The sequence below is a fragment of the Gynurincola endophyticus genome (assembly GCF_003991195.1).
GTDB lineage: Bacteria > Bacteroidota > Bacteroidia > Chitinophagales > Chitinophagaceae > Gynurincola > Gynurincola endophyticus.
The window spans coordinates 171,880-190,652 of record NZ_RCWL01000003.1 but is presented as its reverse complement, the minus strand read 5'-3'; the positions used below and the strand labels follow the sequence as shown (position 1 = coordinate 190,652).

The window sequence follows — 18,773 nt, the reverse complement described above, 5'->3', positions numbered from 1 at the left end:
TGTTAATACTTCTGCTTAAAATGCAGATTGATACTACTTTAGCGGCACTGTAAAGCTCATCTGATTTAAGTGTTGCCTCTGAATGAGCCTGTATTATAATGTTTGTTTTAGAGCGCCCTTAAAAAGCGCTCTTTTTATATGTACCTTTGTACCTATGAATTTTCAGGACTTACTAAATAATATCGGTATTAAATCATTGAACGAGATGCAGGAAGAGGCTTTAAGAATAGCTGAAGAGCAGGCTCAACTGATGATTTTAGCGAATACCGGTTCAGGAAAAACACTGGCTTTTTTATTACCTATTCTCCAAAAAATACAACCCGGCAGCAAGGGTACACAGGCGTTAATTATTGCTCCAACACGTGAGCTGGCCGTACAGATTGAAAATGTTTTCAAGTCTTTAAAATCGGGTATCGCCGTTACCTGTTGTTATGGTGGCCACAAAAGAGAAATTGAAGAAAACAACCTTCTTGAACAGCCCGCCATCATTGTTGGCACACCCGGGCGAATTGCCGATCACCTTCGCCGCGAAAATATTCATCCAAACACGATTGAAACGGTTGTTCTGGATGAATTCGATAAATCTTTAGAACTTGGGTTCCTTGATGAAATGCAGGAAATCTTTTCTTTCCTTCCTAAGGTTAAAAACAAGTTTCTCACCTCTGCAACGCATGATGTAGCTATTCCGAACTTTTTAAAGTTTAACAGCCACGCAACGCTCAACTATATTGTAGAAGAGCAGAAAGAAAGTCTGGAAGTACAGTTTGTAAAGTCAGCCGGCAAAGAAAAAGATGAAACATTATTTGAACTGCTATGCCATATAGGAAATCGCCTCACCATCGTTTTCTGTAACCAACGCGAACATGTTGAGATAGTTAATGACTTTCTCAAAGAAAAGGGTATTGCCAGTATTTTTTATCACGGTGCGTTAGAACAACACGAGCGTGATACGGCTTTAGCCAAGTTCAGAAACGGATCAGTAAATTTCTTGATTACCACTGACCTTGCAGCGAGAGGACTAGATATTACCAACATCAGATATGTAATACATTATCAGCTTCCCGAAAATGAAGCTGCTTTTATTCACAGAAACGGAAGAACAGCCCGTATGGAAGCCAGCGGAAATGTTGTATTGTTGTTAGGATCACATGAATACCTGCCTACATACGTGGATCCTCAAATACAGGAGCTGGTATTAAAACCGCCTTTTGTTTTACCAGAACGTCCCACATGGACCACTCTGTTTATTGCTGCCGGTAAAAAAAATAAAATCAATAAAATTGATATCGTAGGTTTTTTAGGTAACATCGGAAAACTTAAAAAAGAAGATATCGGTTTAATAGAAGTCAGAGATTTCCATTCATTTGCAGCAGTAAGAAAATCAAAGATGAACCAGGTATTGACGCTGATCAAAGGCCAAAAAATAAAAGGTCAGAAAGTAAAGATGGATATTGCTAAATAGTGTTCCGCAGATACATTGATTTTCTCTTTTGTATCTGCGTACAACTATACTAAAACCGCTATTGAAATATTTTCCTGATGGACGTTTCCATTCTATATAAACCTGTTGATTTAAATTTCTATAGGACGAATATTTTAAAATGAACCTGAGAAAGAAACCTGATGTAGATGTAATTAAGGAAATTCTGGAATGGGTCATTGTGGCCCAACCAAAATCCAGTTTTGCTCAAAGCCTATATATACAATATCAGGAAAGAGGAACACTGAGCAAAAAACAGTTGGAAGGACTCTTAAATAAGTGTTCCCGCCTTCCGTCGATTTCTGCTGCACATAAAGCCACTTTAGAAGCTATTATCAAGAGAAAGTTCAGTAAAACAAAATCTGTGCTGCCAGAGAACAAAGAACTGTATACCAAAGATGAAACTACACTGGAAAAAGTAACTTTCATTTTAACACATTTGCCGCAACATAAAGCGATTCAACTGATACATACGAAAATCGAATCTCATTTTCCGCTTAATCCGATCGAAACCAAAACCGTTGAACAGGTTTATGCCCTCGTAAAACAGAAGTTTTCCGGTCAATAAAATGAATGATCATTTTCCAAGGCGTGAAATTAAATGCTGAATGTAAAAATGGCCCTCCTTGCAATGATGCAGGAGAGCCATTTTTATTGGTATTCCAAAGAATGGACAGTTTTCAATAGGAATCAATATTATTAAGCCGCAATTTTTCTTTGTAAAAGAAGGTTAATTGCTCTTTTTGCATGTTCAGATAAAGGATCGATTCTACTACCATCAATTTCAACATAATGGGTTTGTTCATTATTTAAACCAAACACATGAATCGGCCCCTCATTAATACTCACCCTGAATCGGGATGTTCCGTCATGAATTTCATATACCGTAATTGCCACAGGTTCTTTCTTTTGATTTATCTCAATTTCTTCTACGAAATGGTACTGTATTCTTTTCTTATGTGTTCTTTTCATAGTGTTCCTTTTGATTCAGTATAAGAAAGCCAAGTATTGTGCCGAAACAGCGCCCGTTACACAGGTTTTAACAGTCCTTTTGGTTAATGCTTTGCTTTCACAAAATTTTATCAAATGCCTTTTTTCCGTTATTTTGTTGCTATTCAAATTTCAGATTATGAAAAAACTCACCTTTATTGCTTGTATCGGATTAATGATAGGCAGTTGTAAGAATAGCAGCTCTAATTTGAGTGATGCCGCCGGGTTAGATGCTATTTCAGTTGAACACTTGAAAAACAACATCAAAACGCTGGCTTCTGATGAATTTGAAGGGCGGAAACCTTTTACCACCGGTGAATCAAAAACAATTGCTTTTCTTGAAAAATCTTTTCAGGAAGCAGGCCTGCAGCCAGGCAACGGAGCCTCTTATTTGCAACAGGTTCCCATGGTAAATATTACTTCGTATGCCGGAGCAAACATGTCGGTTAAAACACCTACGCAAACTTTTTCTTTAAAAGGATTCGATGACTATGTTATCTGGACCGAAAAAACCGAAAAGTCTGTTTCCTTTAATCAAAATGAATTGGTATTCGCCGGATATGGTGTAGTGGCCCCTGAATATGGATGGAATGATTACAAGGATATTGATGTGAAAGGTAAAGTAGTGCTGGTGCTGGTAAATGATCCGGGATTCTACAGTAAAAATGAAAGTTTGTTCAAAGGTGATACCATGACTTATTACGGCAGGTGGACCTATAAATTTGAAGAAGCGGCTCGTCAGGGAGCTAAAGGTTGTTTAATCATTCACCACGATGAAGGCGCAGCCTATCCTTTCTCTGTTGTTCAAAACAGTTGGAATGCTTCAAAACTTCGCCTCGATCCAAGAGGTAAACAAGAGCAATTATGTGATATTGTGGGCTGGGTATCGTTTGATGCTGCTAAACAATTATTAACCGCAGCAGGAAAAGACAGTAGTTTGCTGGCAACCGCCGAAACCGCTGATTTCAAAGCAACTCCATTAAACCTCACTGTTTCTGCAAAAATTGATGTAAAAACCCAATATAATTCGTCTTATAACGTAGTGGGAATGATCCCAGGAACTACTCAGAAAGACGAGTATATCATCTATACCGCACACTGGGACCACCTCGGCATCGGTAAAGCAGACGAAAAAGGAGACACCATCTATAACGGAGCTTTAGACAATGCAACCGGTACTGCTGCACTGATTGAGGTAGCCCGTGCATTCAAGAGCCTGCCCCAGGAAACCGCGCGCACCATTGTATTTCTGGCTGTAACTGCCGAAGAGCAAGGGCTATGGGGATCTGCTTATTATGCCAATAACCCAATTTTTCCTGTTAAAAAAACAGTAGCGAATATCAATATGGACATATTAAACCCTTTTGAAAAAACTACCGATATCATTGTTGTTGGCAGAGGCCAATCAGAGTTGGAAGATTATCTTGAAGAAGCAGCGAAAAAAGTTGGCCGCTATGTGGCTTTTGAAAACAGCCCTTCGTCAGGATTTTATTACCGTTCAGACCATTTCAATTTTGCCAAGGTTGGTATTCCCGCTTTGTATACTGAAGTTGGTATTGATATGGTTACCAAAGGAAAAGAAGGTGGAGAAGCAGCAAAAAAAGAATATACCAATAGCAGATATCACCGCCCGGGTGATGAGTTTGATGAAAATACCTGGACTATGGAAGGCGCCGTTGAAGATATTAAACTTTTGTTTCAGGTAGGTAAAAAACTGGCTTTTGAAAAGAGTTTCCCAGGTTGGAAGGAAGGCTCTGAATTTAAAGCTATCCGTGAAGCTTCTCTAAAAAAGTAAATGATCGATTTTAATAAGATTAAACAGGAAGAGGCGAAGAAAATTACCTTTTGGTTTTACCGGCTTCGTTTCTTCCTGTTCAACTACTCAAGTAATTTCATTGCATCCTGGATAAGATTTCTTTCAAATCCCTTTTGTATGAGATAATCCATTGTTTTGCTCATTTTTACAAACCTGTTTACTCCTTCCCCCTTGATGGAATCCCACTTCTTTTTTGCCAAAGAAGCCAGCACTTTCGCGTATTCATCATTGTCAATTTCAAGCATTGCCTGTTTCAGATTGTAGGTAGAAACCTGTTTTTGCTTGAGAGCATGCATAATTTTTACCTTGCCCCACTGTTTCATACGAAACTTCCCTCTTACAAAAGCTTTTGCAAAACGCTCCTCGTTCAAATAGTTTTCCTCAATAAGAGTAGCAATGATATTATCCACATCATTGCTGAAAACACCGTACTGGTAAAGCTTTTCTTTCACTTCCGCATGGCTTCTTTCCTGGTAGGCGCAGTAATGTTTTAGCTTCTGGAGGGCCTGTTCGGGAGTAAATCTCTTTTTATATAACATAGTTTCTTCCTATTTTAGCTAAAACCGAAGCATTTTCAATAAATTTGCTTTCAAATTTCGTAAAAAACTGCACAAGGTTGCTACGTAAATTTTATATTTGCTCAAATCATTACTAACGATATGAAATTCATCGTTTCCTCTTCGACATTATTAAAACAATTACAACAGATTAGTGGAGTAATTAATGCTAACACTGTATTGCCCATTTTAGAAGATTTCCTTTTTGAGGTAGATACAAATAAGCTGACGGTAGTGGCTACCGACTTAGAAACTGTGATGAAAGTGCAGCTTGAAGTTGAAGCTAAAGAAACTGGTAGAGTATGTATCCCTGCAAAAATTTTGATTGATTCTTTAAAAAATATTCCAGAGCAACCGCTCACTTTTAGCATTGATAAAAGTTACGGAGTAGAAATTACCAGCGACAACGGTAAGTATAAAGTGATGGGCGAAAACCCTGACCACTTCCCGAAAGAACCGGTAGCTGATGATACCAGCTCTTTCACAATGACTTCCAGTGCTTTAATTACAGCTGTAAATAAAACAATTTTTGCGGTGAGCACCGATGATTTACGTCCTGCAATGACCGGTGTTTTTTTTGAAATGAACACTGAATATCTGCAATTTGTAGCTACAGACGCCCACCGTTTGGTTCGTTACAAACGCAGTGATGTAAAATGCCCTAAAAACGATTCAATGATTGTTCCGCGCAAACCGTTGAACATTCTGAAAGGCGCTTTACCTGATAATCAGGACGAAATCACTGTTAGTTATAACACTAACCACTTATTTGTAAAACACGGAACCACTCAAATGAGCTGTCGCTTGATTGATGCCCGTTTCCCTGATTATAAAGTGGTGATTCCGGTTGACAACCCTTATAAACTGACTCTACAAAAGTCTGATTTCCAGGGAGCTTTACGTCGCGTATCTGTTTTCTCAAACAAAAGTACCAATCAGGTAGTTTTAAATATCAGTGGCTCTGAATTACAGCTGGCTGCGCAGGATGTAGATTTTTCATTTGAAGGTAACGAGCGTATGAAATGTTCTTACAATGGTGAAGATTTACAGATTGCTTTCAATGCTAAATTTTTGATAGAAATGTTGAACGCTGCAGAATCTGACGAAATAGTAGTAGAACTTTCTACTTCTACAAAAGCAGGTATCATCAAACCTACAGAACAGGATGAATATGAAGAAATGTTAATGCTGGTTATGCCGTTAATGTTAAATAATTAATTGTAATACAAATAGTTAAAAAGCCGGATAAATATTTTATCCGGCTTTTTTTGTCAATGGTCCGGTGTAAAAAATCTGTTCTCTACGCTTGTAATTATCGCTGATTTTTCGTATCTTATATATACAACCCCTTGTTGCTATATGGAAACTTTCATTGATTTTTGGAATAACATTCAAAGCTGGCAAAGGATTACCATTTTGATGGGTGGGATGATCTTTTTCTGGCTGCTGGAAGGCTATTATCCGCTCTCCCGCCAATCTTTCAACCGGTATAAACATGCCGGCGTAAACCTCGTTTTTCTTGCCACCACCGTTTTATTAAATGTAATTCTGGGGCTGATTACTTTAAAAGTCTGTGCTTATACTTCTGAAAATCAAATCGGATTACTCAATATCATTCACATACCTCTCTGGTTAAAGATAGTTTTTGGTTTAATGCTGATGGATTTTTTCAGCCAATATGCTCCACATTGGTTAATGCACAAAGTGAAGTTTATGTGGCGCTTTCACATGATTCATCATAGCGATACGCACGTAGATGTTACTACCGGAACACGTCATCATCCGGGAGAATGGCTGTTCAGAGAAACCACTACTATCCTGGGCGTATTGTTAATTGGCGTACCTGTATGGATGTATTTTCTTTACCGGTCGGCTTCTGCCCTCTTTACACATTTTAATCATGCCAACATCAGGGTTCCTCTTTGGTTAGATAAACCAATTTCGTGGATTTTTATCTCTCCAAACATGCATAAAGTGCATCACCACTATAAACGCCCTTATACTGATACAAACTATTCAAACATCTTTTCGATCTGGGACCGTTTATTCGGCACATTTGCATATGTAGATCCAAATCAACTGAGATATGGTTTAGACGTTCTGGAAGATGCTACTGATCAGGATTTGCTGTATCAATTTAAATTACCGTTTAATAAAAACATTAAAACGGATGAATAATTAACTTTGCTCTGTAAATTAAAACTATGGGTAAAGTTATTGCCATGATTCCTGCACGATATGCAGCGAGTCGTTTTCCTGCCAAATTAATGCAAATGCTGGGTGATAAAACCGTCATACGGCACACATATGATAATACTGTTGCTACCGGCATCTTTGATGAGGTTTGGGTGGTTACAGATAGCGATATCATTTATCAGGAAATTGCTTCAAACGGTGGAAATGTAAAAATGAGCATTAAAGAACACGAATGCGGGTCAGACAGAATCGCCGAAGCCATTACAGATATGGATATTGATGTTGTGTTAAATGTTCAGGGCGATACTCCTTTCGTAGATGCCAGGGCACTGCGCGAATTAGTTGATCAATTTAAAGATCCGGCCGTACAAGTAGCTTCTTTGATGCAGAAACTGACACAAAAAGAAGATATTGAAAATCCCAACTTTGTAAAAGTAGTAGTAGATTTAAAGAATAACTCTTTATTATTCAGCAGAAGTGTTATTCCATATCACAGGAATAAAGAGATTACTCCTGTTTATCATAAACATATTGGCGTATATGCTTTCAGGAAAGATATATTAATGCAATTCTCTACATGGCCATTAACGCCACTGGAAGATGCTGAAAAAATAGAATGTATCAGGTATTTAGAACACGGGGTTCAGCTAAGAATGGTATTAGTCGATTATAATGGTGTAGAAATAGATGTTCCGGATGATTTGACAAGAGCAAACGAATACCTGAAAAGCTTAACTAAATAGGGTTTTAATGGCATACTTTGAATACATTGAAAAAAAATTTTTATTGAAAATCATTAAGAATCTTGATTTTAATGAAAAAAAATATAAATTTATCGATATAACTCTTTGTAAAAAGATATTTGGTTAAGGTTCTGAACGAAGAAAAAATAAATGCGTAGTGATTTTCACTGCGCATTTTCATTAGGTATCAAATTTGTCAATAATCGTTAAAAGTGTAGTGATGTCCACCAGCGTTCACCCATTCAATCCACTTCATCCGGTATCGAGAGAAGACGATGCACAAGTAAAGTATCACCTGATTAAGTACAACTCTACAGAATATTCTCATCAGGTTTTTACCGAATTACCACCGGTACTTACACCTATTGACAATAACTATAAGTTATGGATACATGTTGAAGGTATTCATCATACTGATGTCATTCAGTTATGTGAATTTTATGGTATTCATAGTTTGCTGATTGAAGACATTCTGAGTAGTGATCAACGTCCGAAAATGGATGATGCCGAAGGTGTTTTATTCTTTCTGTTGTACTCACTAAAGCTTTCAGACACTTATCAGCATATCAGAAAATCGCAGATTACCATTGCGATGACCAGAAACTACATCATCAGTTTTGAAGAGAAAAAGGCAGTTTCTTCTTTTCAGAATCTTTTTCTTAAACTGGAGAATAAAGCACATAAATCAAGAATCAAGGATATAGATTATCTTCTTTATAATCTACTTGATCATATTGTAGACCATTATTATGTACCTCTCGAAAAAATGGGAGAAGTGCTGGAAAATATTGAAGGGGAGATAATGGGCAGAACTAATCAGAAATCATTAGCGAAAGTGAATTTATTCAGAAAAGAGATTCTGCTGATGAAAAAACATGTTCTACCGATCAAAGAAATTATCAATACGATTCTAAGATCAGATAATAAATATATTTCAGAAAAAACGAAGAAATACTTTAAAGACATTCTTGATCACGTAGCGCAGGCAGGTGATACACTTGACAACTATAGAGATGTGATGATGAGTTTACAGGAATTGTATATTAATAAACTTAATATGCGCTTGAATGAGGTGATGAAAGTGATGGCGATTGTAACCTGTTTAATGGCTCCGGCCACTGTTATCTCGGGAATATTTGGGATGAATTTCGAAAGAATTCCAGGATTAAACCATGCGTACGGTTTTTACATCACCATTTCGCTGATGCTCATTATTCCGATTATTATGTTGTTTATATTTAAAAAGAGGAACTGGTTTTAAAAAACAAACAGTAATAAAAGAATAAATACAATTCCCAATAAAAAGATAACCCCGAAAAGGGTTAATTTTTTTCTAATCTGAAAATTGATATTTTCTTTTTCGCTCATTTTATTTTTTCTTATAAATCGGTACTGTACTGCAGGGTTCTCCATACATCATGCTTTTCACATAGGGGGCCAGCTGTGCGGCAATCATCACATAAAACTCTTCGGTTATTGCCTTGATACCACAACCCTTTACAACAATTCGCTGATCTGTATATTGCGATCCGTCTATCTCTTCAATTCTTTTTTGAAAGATCTTTTTCTGTACTGCCGGAATATCCCCTTTCACAATTTCTATCGCATAGGGAGCCAGGCTCACTGTTACCAGCATATAAGCCCAGTAAGGAATAATAGCATCAGTACTGCAATGAATGGCTACATTTTTACCTTCAAACTGTGTCCAGTCTATATTTTTTAAATGCTCCCTGAAATCTTTTTCTTTTAAAACCATTTCCATAAAAAGGTATGGTTTTAAATCAAACAGTACAATATCCTCTTCTTTAGGGAAGTAATCAGCCATATCAATGGTAATTAATCCGCTGTTAGCCACCCGGTTTACAATTTCTCCTGTACTCATTTGTTCTTTTCTTTTATAACAAATTTAAAGATAAATATGTTGTGTTCAGGGTCAGGCTAAAAACAAAAACCCCCAACAATGTTGGGGGTCAGGAAGTAATATATTTCTACTAATAGAATTTGCTACGACTATCTTTTACATCGGCAGATTTTTGAATGATATCAAATAATCTGTATCCGATCATAGATTTTTGTTGTGCAATCATCGACTTTTGAGCTTCTTCAACCGGAGTTGGAATAGTAGTTACTGCCTTGATGTCTTTTACTTTTACAAAATAAACACCTTGTTCACCTACAATTGGTGCAGAAACTTTTTCTTTATTGGCCGGGTTGAAAGCACTACCAATGAATTTTTGCTCTTGTCCTACGTTTGATACGTAAGGGTTACTAAAGCTTACACTATCAGCTACTAATACTAATTGACCGGTTGCTTCAGCAATTGACTGCAGGTCAGCCTGGTTTTTAGCATCATTTACGATTTTCTCAGCTTTCTTCTCATTTCTTACTTTGAATTCAACTAATGCACGTGCTTTTTTCACATCCATTAATCCTTCTTTATAGTCGCCTGTTACTACAGGAACAATATATTTATTTCCAACGTTAAATGAAGTATTAGAAACTTCACCTACAGAAGCATCATTGTAAATCCATTTTACCAATTCGCGGCTATTACCGATGCCATAGATATTTGCATCTAAGTTTTTAATATCGGTAGCAGTGAATCTGTTCAGATTCTGAGATTTTGCTTTCTCAACAAACTGGTCGTAATTTTTAATACCTGCAGCAAAGGTAGATGCAGCTATCTGAGCAGCATTGATGGTTCTGTCAGAAGGAGAAATAGACTGTGTGAAATAAGCTACTTTATAACCGGTACCATTTCCTTTTTGTGATAAAATTTCAACATAGTGATAACCAAAGTCTGTTTTTACCACACCTTTTGCTCCGGTAGCATTTTTAAAGATAAAATCATTGAACTCAGGCATCATGCTACCTGTAACAATTTTATCATATTCTCCACCATTTGCGATAGATGACTGATCATCAGAAAACTGTTCGCATAATGCTGTGAAAGAAGATCCTTTTTTAATTGCATCGGCAATAGAATCGGCTAATTCTTTTGCATCGTTATCAGCTCTAACCGGATACATGTTTCCAGCCTGGTCTCTTTGATTTGTTGCAATTAATATATGACGAACTTTAACTGTGTCAGGAATTACTTTTTTCTCTACCATTCTGGCTAAAGATACGTGACCGCCGTCGATGTATGGTCCGTAAACTTCACCTACTTCAGTAGAAGCAATATCATCAAAATTTACAATTTTAATTTCCTTGCGGCTGATGATACCATCATAATATTGTGATTCACTATTTTCTAAAGAAACATATTGATTCACATCCGGAGCATTTTTAAATGCTTCTTTTCTTTGCTCGAAAGCCTGTACTAAAGAAGCTGTATCCTGTGCGTTCGGAGAGGCATCGAAAACTACATACTCAATACTTCTTGTAGCTTCTTGTTTATATAAATCTTTATTTTTTTCCAGATATGCTTTGATATCAGCATCTGTTACTTTAATAGTAGAATCGGCAATAGAAGTATAAGGAACAGCTACATACTCGATATCTGCTACCTGAGCATTATTACTATTATTTTTTTCTACTAACCATTTTGGTACATATGCACTGTTAGCAATAGCAGCAACATATTTTTCTTTAATTCTTGCTTCTCTTAAAGCAGGAATGAATTCACCATAAATACTTTTATGTTGAGGACTTCCCGGTTGTAAAGATCTGATAGCAGTATAAGCTGCCTGCGCATCATAGTTACCCAAACTATCAATAAATTGTTGTCTTAATTGTGCAGGAGGATTTGCTCCATATAATATATCATACACTTCATTATCGGTTACCTGGAAACCTAATGTTTTAAATCTGTCATTTAAAACCTGATCGATAATCATTGAATTCCAAACCTCATCACGAATTTGTTGACGTACCTGCTCATTTACATTATAACCCTGAGCCTGATAATTATCTTCGTAATTTTTAATCTTTTGTTCGAATTCGAATAAATCAACTGATTTACCATTGATTTTACCTATGGAAGTATCTCCCTGACCGAACATACCACTTCCTTGAAATCCATCTTGAACAATAAAGGCAATCAACGCGACTGCAATAGCGACAAAAATAATCCACGCTTTATCGCGGATAGTTTGAATAATTGACATAATTTAATTAATTACTTCCGTTTTTTAAGGATAGCAAAAATAGGGTAAAAATGGATATTAACAAATTGTGGAAAACCAGCATAATCTGCATAAATACAAGCTTTTCCCTCGATTCGGTTTTCAATATACACATATTATTTATATATCACAGACTTGCGTGAAACATTTCGTGAAAACAAAATTGACATAACTCTGTGAATAACGTGGTTTTACAGTGGATAAACCAGTTTTTTGACATTTCCGGACAGTGGATATTTGGGGAGTAATTTTGGAGAAACGTACCGGTCAGATTTTTATTGTCTATAACTGCCTATTTATTCCACATAGATTCACATAAAAATAATGTAGGATTAATAACAAATTTATATACAGCTTTTTTCATCCACAGAAGTGGATAAACATAAAAATACCGCTAACAATCTGCCTTCCGGTATGTTATTTATATGTTGATAACTGTGGATAAACTAGTTATTGTAACTTTACCAAATATTTGGATCTGAGATTTATCCACTAATCCACAGCCGTAATAATAATAGAGTTTTTTTAAAAATATATAATATAATAGTTACTATGGTAGATATTAACATAGTGAATGCAGTTCCTGAAAAAGGATTTTTAGATTTGCCCGTGTCGCCAGATTTGGACTTGTTTGCCGAGATCGAAAAATTGAAAAAAGAAAAAAATGCAATTGTTCTCGCGCACTATTACCAGGAAGCAGATATTCAGGACATCGCCGATTATATTGGGGATAGTTTAGGTCTTGCACAGGCTGCTGAGAAAACTGATGCCGATATCATCGTTTTTGCCGGTGTGCATTTCATGGCTGAAACAGCGAAGATTCTGAATCCGAACAAAAAGGTTTTATTGCCCGACCTGAACGCAGGTTGTTCGTTGTCAGACTCTGCCCCACCAGCATTGTTTGCCGATTTCAAAAAAGCACATCCTGATCACCTGGTGATTTCGTATATCAACTGCTCTGCAGGAATTAAGGCTTTGTCAGATATCATCTGTACCTCCTCAAACGCCGAAAAGATCGTTTCTACGATTCCGGATGATCAACCGATCATCTTTGCCCCGGATAGGAATTTAGGCGCTTATTTGAACAAAAAAACGGGTAGAAACATGCTTTTGTGGAATGGAGCCTGCATGGTGCATGAAATATTCAGCATAGAGAAATTACTCAAGCTAAAAGCTCAATACCCAAATGCAAAAATTCTTGCACACCCTGAATGTGAAGAAGCTTTGCTGAAACATGCCGATTATATCGGATCTACTACAGCTCTGCTGAAATATTCTACTGCAGATAGCGCTGATACTTACATCGTTGCTACAGAAACAGGCATTCTTCACCAAATGATGAAAAATGCACCTGATAAAACATTTATTCCGGCACCTCCTGATAACAGCTGTGCCTGTAACGATTGTCCACACATGAAACTCAACACTTTAGAAAAACTCTACTTGTGTATGAAGCATGAAATTCCAGAAATTACCATGGATGAGCAATTACGCCTGGCTGCATTAAAGCCGATTCAACGTATGTTGGATATCAGTGCTCAATTCGGATTATAAAGATTATTGACATGGGTTATTCACATTATTGTTAATAACCCATGTTAATTTATAATATATTAATTATTTGTTGTTTTTAAATTATTGACATACAATATTTAGAGTGTTTTTTTCACATTCTCACATAATTTTCTGTTTGTTAGTAACTGCGTAATAGTTTGTTCATTTTTATTCACTTTTATCTTTCTACTTTTGTGTCATGGCAGAGAACTTATACATAGCAAGTGGCAGTAAATCAGCGCAATATGAGGCTTTAATTCCGCAGATAAAAGGTTTGTTGGAAGGTGAAACTGATGCCATTGCAAATCTGGCAAATACTGTTGCTGCTTTATGGCAGCAATTCGGATGGTTCTGGATTGGTTTTTACCTGGTGAAAGAAGATCAGTTGGTTCTAGGACCATTTCAGGGTCCGATTGCCTGTACGCGTATCCGTATGGGAAAAGGTGTTTGTGGTACAGCCTGGGAAAAAGCCGAAACTATCATTGTTCCGGATGTGGAAGCATTCCCCGGGCATATTGCCTGTAGTAGTTTGTCTAAGTCAGAAATTGTTGTTCCCGTTATAAGAAACGGTAAAGTGATTGGTGTATTGGATGTAGATGCGGATGAATACAATCAGTTTGATGAAACGGATAAAGAGTTTCTCGAACAAATTGTTGAATTAATTCCTGCTTTATAAAAAAGGGAAGATAATTATCTTCCCATATGTATCATTAGTATTTGAATATCGCTGGGATTTACGCCGCTTATTCTGGCTGCTTGTCCGAGCGTTCTTGGTCTTATTCTCTTGAATTTTTGTAAAGCCTCTGCGGATAAGCTGCCTACTTTATCAAAATTGAAATTGTCTGGAATAAGTTTGTCTTCCAGTTGATTCATTTTATCTACCAGTTCTTTTTCCTTTTCGATATAGACGTCATACTTGATTTGTATTTCTGCCTGTTCAATTGCTTCTGCATCGAATGTTTTTAAGTCACTTAATGAAGGCAATTCTTTAATCATATTTTTCAAGTGAACGTTCGGGCGTAAAAGAATTTGCTGAGCTTTTTGTTTTTGTGGTAGAGGACTGGTTGAATATTTTTCGAGTAAAGCAGCTGCCTCTTCCGGTGAAATACTGGTTTCTTTAATAGTTGATTTTATTTTTTCTGTTTGTTCTACTTTACGAAGCATCAGATCTCTTCTTTCTTCAGTAGCTAATCCCATTTCGAAGCTTAGTTCTGTTAAACGTAAATCAGCATTATCTTGTCTGAGTAGTGTTCTATATTCTGCTCTTGAAGTAAACATTCTATAAGGTTCGTCGGTTCCTTTGCTAATCAGATCATCGATTAGCACACCAATATAAGCCTCACTTCTTTTAAGAATAAAAGGTTCCTTATTATTAACTTTCAGGTGAGCATTTATTCCGGCCATGATTCCCTGGCAACCTGCTTCTTCATAACCGGTGGTTCCATTAATTTGTCCTGCAAAAAATAAGTTTTCTATCAGTTTAGTTTCGAGGTTATGCTTTAATTGTGTAGGTGGAAAGTAATCATATTCGATTGCATATCCGGGGCGGAAGAACTTTACATTTTCAAAACCTTTCACCTGACGCAGTGCTTTATACTGAACTTCTTCAGGAAGAGAGGTTGAAAATCCGTTTACATAAATTTCATGTGTATTCCAACCTTCTGGTTCTACAAATAGCTGATGGCGATCTCTTTCTGCAAAGCGATTGATTTTATCTTCTATGGAAGGACAATATCTTGGGCCTACTCCTTCAATTCTTCCGGTATACATTGGACTTCTATCGAAACCTGTTTTTAAAATTTCGTGTACTTCGGATGAGGTGTAAGTAATCCAGCAACTTCTCTGTTTGGTAGGTTTTTGTACCGGCATATAAGAGAAGCCTATAATTTCTTCATCACCCGGTTGTTCCTCCATTTTTGAGTAATCGAGTGATCTTCCATCTACTCTCGGAGGGGTACCAGTTTTTAAGCGATCGGCTTCAAAACCTAAGGTTACTAATTGTTCGGTGATTCCTGTAGCAGCTTTTTCTGAAATTCTTCCTCCTCCCAATCTCTTTTCTCCTATATGAATTACACCATTTAAGAAAGTACCGGAGGTTACGATCACTGATTTTGATCTGATTTCATGTCCTAGCCCGGTAACAACACCACAAGCTTTTCCATCTTTAATGATCATTTCTTTCACCATATCCTGATAGAAGTCTACATTAGGTGTTGCTTCCAGCATTTCTCTCCAGGTAGCTGCAAACAACATTCTGTCACTTTGTGCTCTTGGGCTCCACATGGCAGGGCCTTTACTCCTATTCAGCATTCTGAATTGGATCATGCTTTTATCGGTAACGATACCAGAATATCCGCCCAGGGCATCTATTTCTCTCACAATTTGTCCTTTAGCAATTCCTCCCATTGCCGGGTTACAGCTCATCTGTGCAAGGGTTTGCATATTCATGGTGATCAATAAAACTGTAGATCCCATGTTTGCTGCTGCTGCTGCTGCTTCACATCCAGCATGGCCGGCCCCTACTACTATAATATCATAATTTAAAAACATGCTGCAAAGATAATATGGAATAGAATATCTAGTAATTTTTTACCTTATAGTCTATTTGTTAAAAAAATAAGAGGTTCCACGTGGAACTTAACTTAGCCGAGAAGTTGATATGTTTCACGTGGAACATAGTTGATAGTGTAAGAAAAAGAAAGGTTCCACGTGGAACCTCTTATTTTAAGTATTGATTTAAGTATTTGTCTTCCATTTCACGCATCAGCTTCTCTTCTTTATCCGTCTTGTCTTTATAGCCACAAAGATGGAGTGCTCCATGAAATATTACTCTATGTAATTCTCTTTCGAGGGGTTGATTCATTTGTTTAGCATTATCCCTGATTCGGTCAATAGATAAATAAAGTTCTCCGATGGTTCCGTCCTCATCGTTTTCACTCAAATCGAAAGTAATAATATCAGTATAATAATCGTGTTGAAGGTGGTTTTTATTGATTTCTAAAAGATAATCGTCGTCACAGAATATATAAGTGAGCTGGTGTAAAGATTTGTTTTCTTGTTCAAACAACTGTTGAAGGAAGTTTTTAAGGGCTGTTTTATTTTTTAAAGGAGTGGCTTTTAAACTATGAAAACTTATTTTACTCATTGTAATTGAATTGTTTTGTAAAGGTAATATTTAAATTTTAGCATGGTAATTCGGGATTTGAATAGTAGTTTTGAGAAGCAAAAAATAATAAATATGAAAAGATTGTCGGAGTTGTCAGTGGGAGAACAAGGTGTGATACACTCTTTTGAAAGTAATGATCTGGTGTTGAAATTAATGGAAATGGGCTGTGTTCCGGGCGAAATGATTAAAGTAGAACAAGTAGCTCCTCTGGGTGATCCGATATCAGTGATGGTAGCAGGATATAATCTGAGTTTACGTTTGAATGAAGCTGAACATATTTTTGTTGAATTAATTTGATAGGCACATGAAGGTGGGTTTGTATTTCGGTTCTTTTAATCCGGTTCATAACGGACATTTAATAATAGCTAATCATCTGCTACAGAATACTGACCTGGATCAGGTATGGTTTGTAGTAAGTCCGCAGAATCCTTTCAAACCCTCCTCTACTTTATTGAACGAATATCACCGCTTACATTTAGTACAAATTGCAATAGAATCTGTTCCTCAAATGCAAGCCTGCGACATAGAGTTCAGATTACCTAAACCTTCTTATACGGCCGATACCCTGGCTTATCTGATCGATAAATATCCTCATCATGAGTTTACCATTGTAATGGGGAGTGATAGTTATCAGAATTTACCACGATGGAAAAACAGCGAATACATTATTAATAATTATCAGGTCTATATTTATATCCGCCCTAATTTTCCGGTTGAACATTTATATAAAGCAAATCATCAGATCGTTCATGCACCCCATCTGGATATCAGTGCTACCTTTATTCGGGAAGCTATTCAGAAAAATCATTCAATACAATTTCTGGTACCCGATGCAGTTTGGAAAGAAATAGAAACGAATCGTTATTATAAAAAGTAAGCTTTAGTTGAAGGCCTTAATCAGACATATTCCATTCCTTAGAGCCGTTTTCCTGCATAGCATCACCGCTTTTGGAGGACCACAAGGTCATTTCGGGATGGTGATGAAAACCTTTGTGAAAGAAAGAAAAGATGTGACTGAAAAAGAAGTACTCGATTACAATTCATTTTGCCAGTTATTGCCCGGCGCCAGCTCTACCCAGGTACTTACTCTGATCGGATATAAAAGAGGAGGAATTCCTCTCGCTATTCTTTCTCTATTAATCTGGATCTCCCCTGCCTGCATCATCATGGGTGCATTCTCTTTTTTTATTAATATTATTAACCCGGCAGTTAGTGAACAAATCTTTCGCTTTATTCAGCCGATGGCAGTAGGTTTTCTCGCTTTTGCTGCGCAGAAATCTTTTCACTTAGCCATTAAAAATACTATTACCTGGGTTATAATGATTGTTAGCTGTATTGCAACAGTTCTTCTATTTAAAACACCCTGGGTTTTTCCTATACTTATTATAGCCGGTGGCTTTGTTACTAACCTTAGTGATAAAAGAATTCCTGAAAAATATGACCGTCCTAAGAAAATTAAATGGGCGAATATCTGGCTCTTTGCGAGTATCTTTTTTGTTGCCGGGGTGGGCTCAGAACTGGCAAGAAAGTATGACCTTCCCCATCGCCGCCCCTTAAACCTATTTGAAAATACTTACCGTTTCGGAAGCCTCGTATTTGGTGGCGGTCAGGTACTTATTCCCATGATGTTCGAGCAATGGGTTGAAAGACCAAAAAACGAAAGAGTTATTCTCAAAAACCAGGATAAAAAAGAAGGTGTAATTGAAATCTATCGCGATGAATTTTATACCGGAGCAGGTATAGTGCGTGCCGTACCCGGACCAGTATTTTCAATTGCCTCTTATATGGGTGGACTTGCAATGAAAGACAAAGGTTTCTGGTGGCAATGTCTGGGTATAACATTAGGAGGAATTGCCATCTTTCTTCCCAGTGCATTGCTGGTATTATTTTTCTATCCGATCTGGCACAACTTGCAACGGTATGTAATCGTTTTTAGATCTATAGAAGGTATTAATGCCGTAGTAGTTGGAATAATGATTTCTTCTACTTTGTATATGATGCGTGATATCAGTTTGATTAATATGCAAACAATCAGTATCGCCAATATTGCAGTTATCGTCGGCACTTGGTTTATATTATCTTATACCAAAATATCGTCTCCTTTTATCGTAATCGCTTGCTTATTATTGGGATGGATGTGGTAA

18 protein-coding genes are annotated in these 18,773 nt (G+C 36.9%); 12 read left to right on the top strand and 6 right to left on the bottom strand.

Annotated features, from left to right (window positions below; all coding sequences use genetic code 11):
• Nucleotides 1–154: 154 nt before the first annotated feature.
• Together D9O48_RS07370 and D9O48_RS07365 are read left to right on the top strand one after the other, a co-directional pair.
• Nucleotides 155–1,462 carry a DEAD/DEAH box helicase gene (locus D9O48_RS07370; protein ID WP_126972198.1) on the top strand — a complete coding sequence of 436 codons (1,308 nt, stop codon included), beginning with the start codon at nt 155–157 and terminating at the stop codon, nt 1,460–1,462.
• A gap of 139 nt (nt 1,463–1,601) precedes the next feature.
• Entirely contained in the window at nt 1,602–2,048 is a 447-nt protein-coding gene (locus D9O48_RS07365; RefSeq protein ID WP_126972196.1) for a hypothetical protein, read from the top strand.
• Nucleotides 2,049–2,179: 131 nt separating this feature from the next.
• Here the strand turns inward: D9O48_RS07365 and D9O48_RS07360 are convergent, their stop codons facing one another.
• Complete coding sequence (locus tag D9O48_RS07360) at nt 2,180–2,452, bottom strand: hypothetical protein (protein WP_126972194.1); 273 nt, start codon at nt 2,450–2,452, stop codon at nt 2,180–2,182.
• Between the two features lie 157 nt (nt 2,453–2,609).
• On the opposite strand from D9O48_RS07360, the gene D9O48_RS07355 reads away from it, so the two are divergent.
• Nucleotides 2,610–4,265: a M28 family metallopeptidase gene (locus tag D9O48_RS07355; protein ID WP_126972192.1), complete on the top strand. Its 1,656-nt coding sequence runs from the start codon at nt 2,610–2,612 to the stop codon at nt 4,263–4,265.
• 83 nt (nt 4,266–4,348) lie between these two features.
• On the opposite strand, the gene D9O48_RS07350 is transcribed toward D9O48_RS07355, so the two are convergent.
• Complete coding sequence (locus D9O48_RS07350; protein ID WP_126972190.1) at nt 4,349–4,825, bottom strand: regulatory protein RecX; 477 nt, start codon at nt 4,823–4,825, stop codon at nt 4,349–4,351.
• Between the two features lie 120 nt (nt 4,826–4,945).
• Here D9O48_RS07350 and dnaN point away from each other — a divergent pair, with 120 nt between their 5' ends.
• From dnaN to corA, 4 genes are all read left to right on the top strand, one after another.
• Nucleotides 4,946–6,061 carry a DNA polymerase III subunit beta gene (gene dnaN, locus D9O48_RS07345; RefSeq protein ID WP_126972188.1) on the top strand — a complete coding sequence of 372 codons (1,116 nt, stop codon included), beginning with the start codon at nt 4,946–4,948 and terminating at the stop codon, nt 6,059–6,061.
• Between the two features lie 141 nt (nt 6,062–6,202).
• A complete protein-coding gene (locus D9O48_RS07340) occupies nt 6,203–7,021 on the top strand; it encodes a sterol desaturase family protein (protein ID WP_126972186.1) in 819 nt (272 codons plus the stop codon).
• 26 nt (nt 7,022–7,047) lie between these two features.
• Nucleotides 7,048–7,782, top strand: coding sequence for a 3-deoxy-manno-octulosonate cytidylyltransferase (kdsB, locus tag D9O48_RS07335; protein WP_233589201.1), 735 nt, complete (start codon nt 7,048–7,050; stop codon nt 7,780–7,782).
• 220 nt (nt 7,783–8,002) lie between these two features.
• Complete coding sequence (gene corA / locus D9O48_RS07330; protein ID WP_126972184.1) at nt 8,003–9,043, top strand: magnesium/cobalt transporter CorA; 1,041 nt, start codon at nt 8,003–8,005, stop codon at nt 9,041–9,043.
• Nucleotides 9,044–9,151: 108 nt separating this feature from the next.
• On the opposite strand, the gene D9O48_RS07325 is transcribed toward corA, so the two are convergent.
• The gene (locus D9O48_RS07325; protein ID WP_126972182.1) at nt 9,152–9,664 is read right to left on the bottom strand and encodes a DUF2480 family protein; all 513 of its coding nucleotides are present in this window, start codon (nt 9,662–9,664) and stop codon (nt 9,152–9,154) included.
• Between the two features lie 109 nt (nt 9,665–9,773).
• Nucleotides 9,774–11,891 (bottom strand): peptidylprolyl isomerase, encoded by a 2,118-nt coding sequence (locus tag D9O48_RS07320; protein WP_126972180.1) that lies wholly within the window; start codon nt 11,889–11,891, stop codon nt 9,774–9,776.
• A gap of 570 nt (nt 11,892–12,461) precedes the next feature.
• Between D9O48_RS07320 and nadA the strand changes: the two genes are divergently transcribed.
• Entirely contained in the window at nt 12,462–13,463 is a 1,002-nt protein-coding gene (gene nadA / locus D9O48_RS07315) for a quinolinate synthase NadA (RefSeq protein WP_126972178.1), read from the top strand.
• A 199-nt stretch (nt 13,464–13,662) separates the two neighbouring features.
• The gene (locus D9O48_RS07310; RefSeq protein ID WP_126972176.1) at nt 13,663–14,139 is read left to right on the top strand and encodes a GAF domain-containing protein; all 477 of its coding nucleotides are present in this window, start codon (nt 13,663–13,665) and stop codon (nt 14,137–14,139) included.
• 14 nt (nt 14,140–14,153) lie between these two features.
• On the opposite strand, the gene mnmG is transcribed toward D9O48_RS07310, so the two are convergent.
• Both mnmG and ybeY read right to left on the bottom strand, forming a co-directional pair.
• Nucleotides 14,154–16,013 (bottom strand): tRNA uridine-5-carboxymethylaminomethyl(34) synthesis enzyme MnmG, encoded by a 1,860-nt coding sequence (gene mnmG, locus D9O48_RS07305; protein WP_126972174.1) that lies wholly within the window; start codon nt 16,011–16,013, stop codon nt 14,154–14,156.
• A gap of 169 nt (nt 16,014–16,182) precedes the next feature.
• On the bottom strand, nt 16,183–16,608 hold the full coding sequence (gene ybeY, locus D9O48_RS07300) for an rRNA maturation RNase YbeY (RefSeq protein ID WP_126972172.1): 426 nt from the start codon (nt 16,606–16,608) through the stop codon (nt 16,183–16,185).
• Nucleotides 16,609–16,701: 93 nt separating this feature from the next.
• Here ybeY and D9O48_RS07295 point away from each other — a divergent pair, with 93 nt between their 5' ends.
• Genes D9O48_RS07295 through D9O48_RS07285 form a run of 3 tightly spaced genes read left to right on the top strand, consistent with a single transcriptional unit; the run spans nt 16,702 to nt 18,773 of the window.
• On the top strand, nt 16,702–16,926 hold the full coding sequence (locus D9O48_RS07295; RefSeq protein ID WP_126972170.1) for a FeoA family protein: 225 nt from the start codon (nt 16,702–16,704) through the stop codon (nt 16,924–16,926).
• Nucleotides 16,927–16,933: 7 nt separating this feature from the next.
• The gene (gene nadD, locus D9O48_RS07290) at nt 16,934–17,506 is read left to right on the top strand and encodes a nicotinate (nicotinamide) nucleotide adenylyltransferase (RefSeq protein ID WP_126972168.1); all 573 of its coding nucleotides are present in this window, start codon (nt 16,934–16,936) and stop codon (nt 17,504–17,506) included.
• 7 nt (nt 17,507–17,513) lie between these two features.
• Nucleotides 17,514–18,773 carry a chromate transporter gene (locus D9O48_RS07285; protein ID WP_233589200.1) on the top strand — a complete coding sequence of 420 codons (1,260 nt, stop codon included), beginning with the start codon at nt 17,514–17,516 and terminating at the stop codon, nt 18,771–18,773.